The sequence below is a fragment of the Sphingomonas sp. NPDC019816 genome, from assembly GCF_050274375.1.
Taxonomy (GTDB): Bacteria; Pseudomonadota; Alphaproteobacteria; order Sphingomonadales; family Sphingomonadaceae; genus Sphingomonas.
The window spans coordinates 1-6,694 of record NZ_JBNNOB010000164.1 but is presented as its reverse complement, the minus strand read 5'-3'; the positions used below and the strand labels follow the sequence as shown (position 1 = coordinate 6,694).

The window sequence follows — 6,694 nt, the reverse complement described above, 5'->3', positions numbered from 1 at the left end:
CCTCCCCCGCCCCTCCACCACCGCTTCGCGGCGGTCCCCCTCCCCATCTGCGATGGGGAGGAATTCGGTAGTCCAAAAACGAAAAAAGCGGGCTTTCGCCCGCTTCTTCGTCGTCCGCCAATGTTGGAAGAAGATTGGTCGGGGCGACAGGATTCGAACCTGCGACCCCCACACCCCCAGTGTGATGCGCTACCAGGCTGCGCTACGCCCCGACCGAGCGGCGGCCTCTATGCGGGTTTTATCCGGGATGCAAGCCTTGATGTTGCGATGATCGCGACACCACATCGGCCTCTCCATTGCGCCTGTCCGCCTGCGATGGTAGCGGGCAGGCTATCCGACATGGGGGCTGGTCGATCGTTCGCGCATCGACGGGTGCCCGTGCCCATTCAGCATAGACGGGTCCGAATGTTCATTCCCTTCACCGCCCCAGTCGCCGTGATGGCAGCCGCCTCCGGTGCCGCCGCATCGAGTGGCGCCGCCTCGTTCCTCAGCCTCGCGCCGCTGCTTCTCGTCTTCGTCGTCTTCTATTTCCTGATGATCCGCCCGCAACAGCGCCGCATGAAGACGCTGCAGGCGTCGATCGAGGGCGTCAAGAAGGGCGATCAGGTCACCACGGCGGGCGGCATCGTCGGCAAGGTGACCCGCGTCGAGGATCAGCTGGTCGAGGTCGAGATCGCCCCCAATGTCCGCGTCCGCGTGGTCAAGGCGACGCTGACCGACGTGGTGAACCCCAACGCCAAGCCCGCGAACGACTGATCCGATGCTGGATTTCCCCCGCTGGAAGGTCGCTTCCATCGTCGCGCTGCTGGCAGCGCTGTGCCTGTTGGCGATCCCCAGCTTTCTGCCCGAAAGCGTCACGAACACATGGGGCGCCATCCCGCACCCGCGCGTGAACAAGGGGCTCGACCTGGCGGGCGGCAGCTATCTGCTGCTGGAGGCGGATACCGCCGACCTCGCCAATTCGCGGTTGGAGACGATGCGCGATCAGGTCGCGGCCGAGATGCGGCGCGGCAATCCCCGCATCGACATCGGCGACATCTCGGTGCGTGACGGCCAGCTCAGCTTCATGCTGCGCGACCCGGCCCAGGTCGATGCGGCACGCGAGCGCCTGCTGGCGATCACCGGCGGCGGCGCGGGCATGACCGGCCAGCGCGAATGGGACATCCAGGTCGTCGACACCTCGCGCTTCGTCCTGAAGCCGACCCAGGCGGGGCTGACCCAGGCGGTCGATACCGCGATGAAGACCGCGACCGAAGTCGTGCGTCGCCGCATCGACGCGCTGGGCACCAAGGAACCGACGATCCTGCAACAGGGCAGCAACCGCATCGTGGTGCAGGTGCCTGGCCTTCAGGACCCGCAGGCGCTGAAGGACCTGATCGGCAAGACCGCCAAGCTGGAATTCAAGCTGGTCGACACGACCGCCAACCCGGTCGACGTGGCCAAGGGCAATGCGCCGGCGGGCAGCCAGATCCTGCCCTATCCGGGCAATCCGCTGGGCGCGCCGGTGATCGCGGTCAAGCGGCCGGTCATCATCTCGGGCGACCAGCTGATCGACGCGCAGCAGCAGTTCAACCAGCAGACCAACGCACCGGAAGTGGCGATCACCTTCGACGCGCAGGGCGGGCGCAAGTTCGCGCGGATCACGCAGGAAAACACCGGCAAGCCCTTCGCCATCATCCTCGATGGTCAGGTGCTGTCGGCGCCGAACATCAACGAACCGATCCTGGGCGGCCGCGCCTCGATCAGCGGCAACTTCACCGTCGACACCGCCAACCAGCTGGCGATCTCGCTGCGCTCGGGCAAGCTGCCGGTCGATCTGAAGGTCGTCGAGGAACGCACCGTGGGCCCCGACCTGGGCGCCGATTCGATCCGCGCGGGCATCCTGGCCTCCGCGATCGCGGCGGTCGCGGTGATCGTGTTCATGACCGTCACCTATGGCCGGTTCGGCATCTATGCGAACATCGCGGTCGTCATCAACGTGCTCGTCATCCTGGCGGTCATGGCGATGCTGAACGCGACGCTGACCCTGCCGGGCATCGCGGGCTTCATCCTGACCATCGGCACCGCCGTCGACGCCAACGTGCTGATCAACGAGCGTATTCGCGAAGAGCGACGACGCGGGCGCAACGTCGTCCAGGCGGTCGAGCTGGGATACAAGGAAGCCAGCCGCACCATCTTCGAGGCGAACGTCACGCACGCGATCTCGGGCGTCATCATGCTCGTGCTCGGTTCGGGCCCGGTCAAGGGCTTCGCGGTCGTGCTGCTGATCGGCATCGTGACCAGCGTGTTCACCGCCGTTACCTTCACGCGGATGCTCGTGGCGCTGTGGTTGCGCCGCGAAAAGCCCAAGACCATCAATATTTGAGGCAGGAGAACAGATCATGCGCCTCCTGAAACTCGTTCCCGACAACACGAACATCGATTTCGTCCGCCTGCGCGGCTGGGCGTTCGGGCTGACGCTCGCGCTCACCCTGCTCGCGGTCGGCGTGACGTTCGCCAAGGGCCTCAATCTGGGCGTCGACTTCGTCGGCGGCCTGATGATCGAAGAGAAGTTCCCCAACCCGCCTTCGGCCGACCGCGTCCGCTCGGTCGTCGACGGCCTGGGCGTGGGCGAAGCCAGCATCCAGACGGTCGGCGATGGCCGCACCATCAGCATCCGCCTGCCCGTGCCGGAATCCAACGACGAAGGCGCGACCAACGCCGTCGTCCGCAAGGTCGAAACCGCGCTGGCCCAGCAATTCCCCGGCGCCACCTTCAGCCGTTACGACACGGTGTCGGGCAAGGTCTCGGACGAGTTGATCAAGAACGGCGTGCTGGCGGTGGTGCTGGCGATCCTGGGCATCGGCCTGTTCGCCATCTTCCGTTTCGAGTGGCAGTTCGGCGTGTCGACCATCGTCGCGATCGTCCACGATCTGCTCGTCACGCTGGGCTTTTTCGCGATCACCCGGTTCGAACTCGACCTGACGATCATCGCGGCGTTCCTGACCATCATCGGCTATTCGATCAACGACAAGATCGTCATCGACGACCGCATCCGCGAGAATATGCGCCGGTATCGCAAGATGGACATGCGCGAGATCATCAACCTGTCGGTCAACGAAACGCTGCCGCGTACCGTCATGACCTCGGTCACGATCCTGCTGGCGCTGCTGGCGCTCCTGCTGCTGGGCGGTCATGTGCTGCGCGGTTTCACGGCGGCGATGATCCTGGGCATCGTGGTCGGCACCTATTCGTCGATCTACGTCTCGTCCTCGCTGCTCATCACGCTGGGCCTGCGTGCCGAGCCGAACCGCGAAAAGCCGGGCACGACCGACAAGCGGACCATCGCCAATGCCGAGCGTATCACTCCGCGTGAGGGGTAAGCGGCGGGGATGAGCGACTCGATCCGCATCACCCGCGATCCCACCGCCCCCGGCCCGATCGTCCGTGGCTTCGCCGCGAACGGTTACCGGGTCGGGGAGATCGCCTATCCGGCGCTGCTCCTGTCGCCCGACTGGCACGAACCCTGGAGCCCGCCGGCGTTCGACGCGCTCGACACGGCCTCGGTCCAGGCGCTGATCGACGAAGCGCCCGAGTTCCTGCTGCTGGGCACCGGGGCCGAACTGCGCCGGCCGCCCGCCGCGTTCCGTGCGGCGATGGAGGCGGCGGGGCTGGGTGTCGAGGCGATGGACAGCCGCGCCGCCGCCCGCGCCTGGGGTGTATTGCGCAGCGAGGGGCGCAAGATCGTCGCCGCGCTCTACCCGCTGGACGCCGCCTGACGGCGGCTCGCGCTAACTCGCGGTGGCGTCGCCCCGACGACCGGCCAGTTCGGCCAGATGCGAATGCAAGGCCGCCGCATTCGCCGCCCAGGTGAAGTCGCGCACGGCGGCACGCACCGCCCAGGGATCGGATGCCTGCCCCAGCAGCTCGCCGATCGCCGCCGCGAAAGCCCCCGCGTCGGCGCTTGCGATCCGCCCCGCCGTCCGGCTCGTCACGACATCGCGGGCACCCCCGGCAGGGGTGATGACGATCGGGGTGCCGCAGGCCAGCGCCTCGACCCAGGCATTGGCCAGGCCTTCGGATACCGAGGCCAGCGCCATGACGTCCGCTGCGCCGAGCAGCGCGGGCAGTTCGTCATGCGGCACACCGCCCACCAGCCGGACGCGGTCGGCCATGCCCTGCCGGCGTGCCCGCGCCGCCAGCGCCTCGCGCTCGCCCCCCTCGCCCACGATCATCAGCGTCACGCCCGGCAAGCGCGCGACCGCGTCGATCACCACTTCATGCCCCTTGCGCGGGATCAGCGCGCCGAGCGACACGACAAGCGGCCCCGCGACACCAAGCGCCACCTTGGCGGCCGCCCGATCGGTCGGTTGAAACCGGGTCTGATCGACACCGGTATGGTGGACCCGGATGGCCTGTCGCGGCACACCCAGCGCAGCGACATCGTCGGCCATCGCGTCGCTGACCGCGAGCAGCCCCTGCGCATCCCGCGCGGCGCGGGCGACCTGAACGCGAGTCGCGGGGGCATGCCCCCAATGATGAATGTCCGCCCCGCGCGCCTTGATCGACACCGGCACGTCATAGCGCCGCCCCAGCGCGACCGCTGCGGGGCCATCGGGAAAGAAGAAGGATGCGTCGATCACATCGAAACGCCGCTCCGCCCATAGCCGGTCGAGCACCGGCGTGAGCGCGCGAACCAGGGCGGCGACGTGGAATCGGCCGCCCGTCGCGGGCACGGTCACGAAACGCGGCCGCGACACGTCCAGCCCATGCCATGATTCGCGCAGCGGCAACGCGGCCTGGCCCCGGAACCGCGCGCTTCGTGCCAGCGGCCAGACCGGCAGGCCGATCGGCGCCACCACACGCACGTCCACCCCCGGCCGCGCCGACAGCGCCGCCGTCTGGCGTTCGACGAAGATCCCGAAATTGGGCCGCGTCGCATCGGGGAACAGGCTGGACAGGGTCAGGACGTTCAGCATGACCCCTTATAGCCATCATCGCGTCCAACGCGCGGCCCAATTGCACCGCTTTTGCCGACACCATCGTGACCATCGCGAGATCGACCGACATCTTGGCCCATCAAGTTAACCGATATTGCCACCCAAGTTCTTATCCGTTCATCATCGTGAAACATCGCCGCTGACACAGTCTTGGCGATGGGCTATCCAGCTCTGGACCTGCGAGGGGGGATGTAATGGCGCGATTCGGACGGCTGGGTGCGATGCTGGCTTTGGCGGCGACGCTCGCGGGATGCGGCGGCGGCGATGGCGGCCAGGTCGTAGCGGACAATAATGGCGGGGGCGCGAGCACGGGGGGCAATACGGCCACCGGCGCCTGTTCCTTGCGCAGTCGGCAGAACTGGGTCGCGGCCCAACTGAACGAATGGTACCTCTTTCCCGAGACGCTGCCGGCCAGCCTCGACCCCGCGCCCTATTCGACCGTCAGCGACTATATCGACGCACTGACCGCCGTCGCCCGGTCGCAGCGCAAGGATCGTTATTTCACCTACATCACCTCGATCAAGGAGGAGGAAGCGTTCAACGCGACCGGCGCCGATGCCGGCTTCGGCTTCCGCCTGACGAGTGATGCCAGCCAGACCAAGTTGATGATCGCCGAATCGTTCGAGGGGGGCCCCGCGCTGGCGGCCGGAATCGACCGGGGTACGGAGATCCAAGGCATCGGCACTACGACCGGCAACATCCGGTCGATCTCGGACATCGTGCGCGCCGATTCCAATAACGGCATCTCCAACGCGCTCGGGCCCGACACGGTGGGCACCTCGCGCGTGCTGCGCGTCGCCGACACCGCCGGCAATGTCCGCACCGTCACGCTGACCAAGGCGCAGTTCAATCTGCAACCCGTCTCGCCCAATTACGGCACGCAGGTCATCACCGAGAATGGCCAGCGCTATGGCTATATCAACCTGCGCACCTTCATCGACGCCGCCGATCCGCAACTGCGCGCCGCCTTCGCCACCTTCAAACAGCAGGGCATCAATCAGGTCATCGTCGATTTCCGCTATAATGGCGGCGGCCGCCTGAGCATCGCGGACCTGTTCAACAACCTGCTGGGCGGCGATCGCCAGACCTCGGACGTGATGGGCTATACCGCCTTCCGCGCCAGCAAGGCGTCGAACAACACGACCACCTTCTTTTCGCCCCAGCCCGAATCGATCGTGCCGTCCCGCCTCGCCTTTATCGGCACCGGCGGCACCGCCTCGGCCAGCGAGCTCGTGCTCAACCGCACCCTGCCCTATCTTGGCGTGCGGTCGGGCCTGATCGGGGCCAACACCTATGGCAAGCCGGTGGGGCAGATCGGACTGGACAAGAGCGAGTGCGACGACCGCCTGCGCGTCATCGCGCTCGCCGTTCAGAACGCCAACCGCCAGGGCGATTATTATAACGGCCTGGCCAGCACCGTGCCGGCGAGCTGCCGCGCGGGCGACGACCTGACGCGGCGCATGGGCGATCCCCAGGAAGCCTCGACCCGCGCCGCTCTCGACTTCCTGCAGGGCAAGAGCTGCACGCCGATCAGCGCATCGAGCGCCAGCGCCCAGTCGGTGGAGGCCGGCCCGCGCAAGCTGGTCCAGCCGCTGGCCCCCTCGCCCGCCCAGCGGGAAGTGCCAGGGTATTTTTAAGGGGGAAGAATGTGAAAGAGCCCCTCCCCTTCAGGGGAGGGGTTGGGGTGGGGCCTTTCCGCTGGCGTAGAGCTCGGG

The 6,694-nt window shown here is 67.1% G+C and carries 6 protein-coding genes and 1 tRNA gene; 5 read left to right on the top strand and 2 right to left on the bottom strand.

The window, feature by feature from the left end:
- Nucleotides 1-135 precede the first annotated feature (135 nt).
- Nucleotides 136-212 (bottom strand) — tRNA-Pro (locus ACQKJZ_RS17145).
- Between the two features lie 193 nt (nt 213-405).
- Between ACQKJZ_RS17145 and yajC the strand changes: the two genes are divergently transcribed.
- From yajC to ACQKJZ_RS17125, 4 genes are read left to right on the top strand one after another with little or no spacing between them, the layout of a single operon-like run.
- Nucleotides 406-756, top strand: a complete 351-nt coding sequence (gene yajC / locus ACQKJZ_RS17140; protein WP_312488302.1) for a preprotein translocase subunit YajC — start codon at nt 406-408, stop codon at nt 754-756.
- A gap of 4 nt (nt 757-760) precedes the next feature.
- The gene (secD, locus tag ACQKJZ_RS17135) at nt 761-2,365 is read left to right on the top strand and encodes a protein translocase subunit SecD (RefSeq protein ID WP_312488300.1); all 1,605 of its coding nucleotides are present in this window, start codon (nt 761-763) and stop codon (nt 2,363-2,365) included.
- 16 nt (nt 2,366-2,381) lie between these two features.
- Nucleotides 2,382-3,362, top strand: a complete 981-nt coding sequence (gene secF, locus ACQKJZ_RS17130; protein ID WP_427732661.1) for a protein translocase subunit SecF — start codon at nt 2,382-2,384, stop codon at nt 3,360-3,362.
- Nucleotides 3,363-3,371: 9 nt separating this feature from the next.
- Complete coding sequence (locus ACQKJZ_RS17125; RefSeq protein WP_183952658.1) at nt 3,372-3,758, top strand: Mth938-like domain-containing protein; 387 nt, start codon at nt 3,372-3,374, stop codon at nt 3,756-3,758.
- A 12-nt stretch (nt 3,759-3,770) separates the two neighbouring features.
- Here the strand turns inward: ACQKJZ_RS17125 and ACQKJZ_RS17120 are convergent, their stop codons facing one another.
- Entirely contained in the window at nt 3,771-4,958 is a 1,188-nt protein-coding gene (locus tag ACQKJZ_RS17120) for a glycosyltransferase (protein WP_427732658.1), read from the bottom strand.
- Nucleotides 4,959-5,173: 215 nt separating this feature from the next.
- On the opposite strand from ACQKJZ_RS17120, the gene ACQKJZ_RS17115 reads away from it, so the two are divergent.
- Nucleotides 5,174-6,616, top strand: a complete 1,443-nt coding sequence (locus ACQKJZ_RS17115; protein WP_427732656.1) for a S41 family peptidase — start codon at nt 5,174-5,176, stop codon at nt 6,614-6,616.
- Nucleotides 6,617-6,694: the final 78 nt, after the last annotated feature.

Excerpts from the sequence above, each read along its gene's own strand:
- yajC (WP_312488302.1), top strand. The coding sequence starts at position 406 with ATGTTCATTCCCTTCACCGCCCCAGTCGCCGTGATGGCAGCCGCCTCC.
- ACQKJZ_RS17125 (WP_183952658.1), top strand. The coding sequence starts at position 3,372 with ATGAGCGACTCGATCCGCATCACCCGCGATCCCACCGCCCCCGGCCCG.
- secD (WP_312488300.1), top strand. The coding sequence starts at position 761 with ATGCTGGATTTCCCCCGCTGGAAGGTCGCTTCCATCGTCGCGCTGCTG.
- ACQKJZ_RS17120 (WP_427732658.1), bottom strand. The coding sequence starts at position 4,958 with ATGCTGAACGTCCTGACCCTGTCCAGCCTGTTCCCCGATGCGACGCGG.
- ACQKJZ_RS17115 (WP_427732656.1), top strand. The coding sequence starts at position 5,174 with ATGGCGCGATTCGGACGGCTGGGTGCGATGCTGGCTTTGGCGGCGACG.
- secF (WP_427732661.1), top strand. The coding sequence starts at position 2,382 with ATGCGCCTCCTGAAACTCGTTCCCGACAACACGAACATCGATTTCGTC.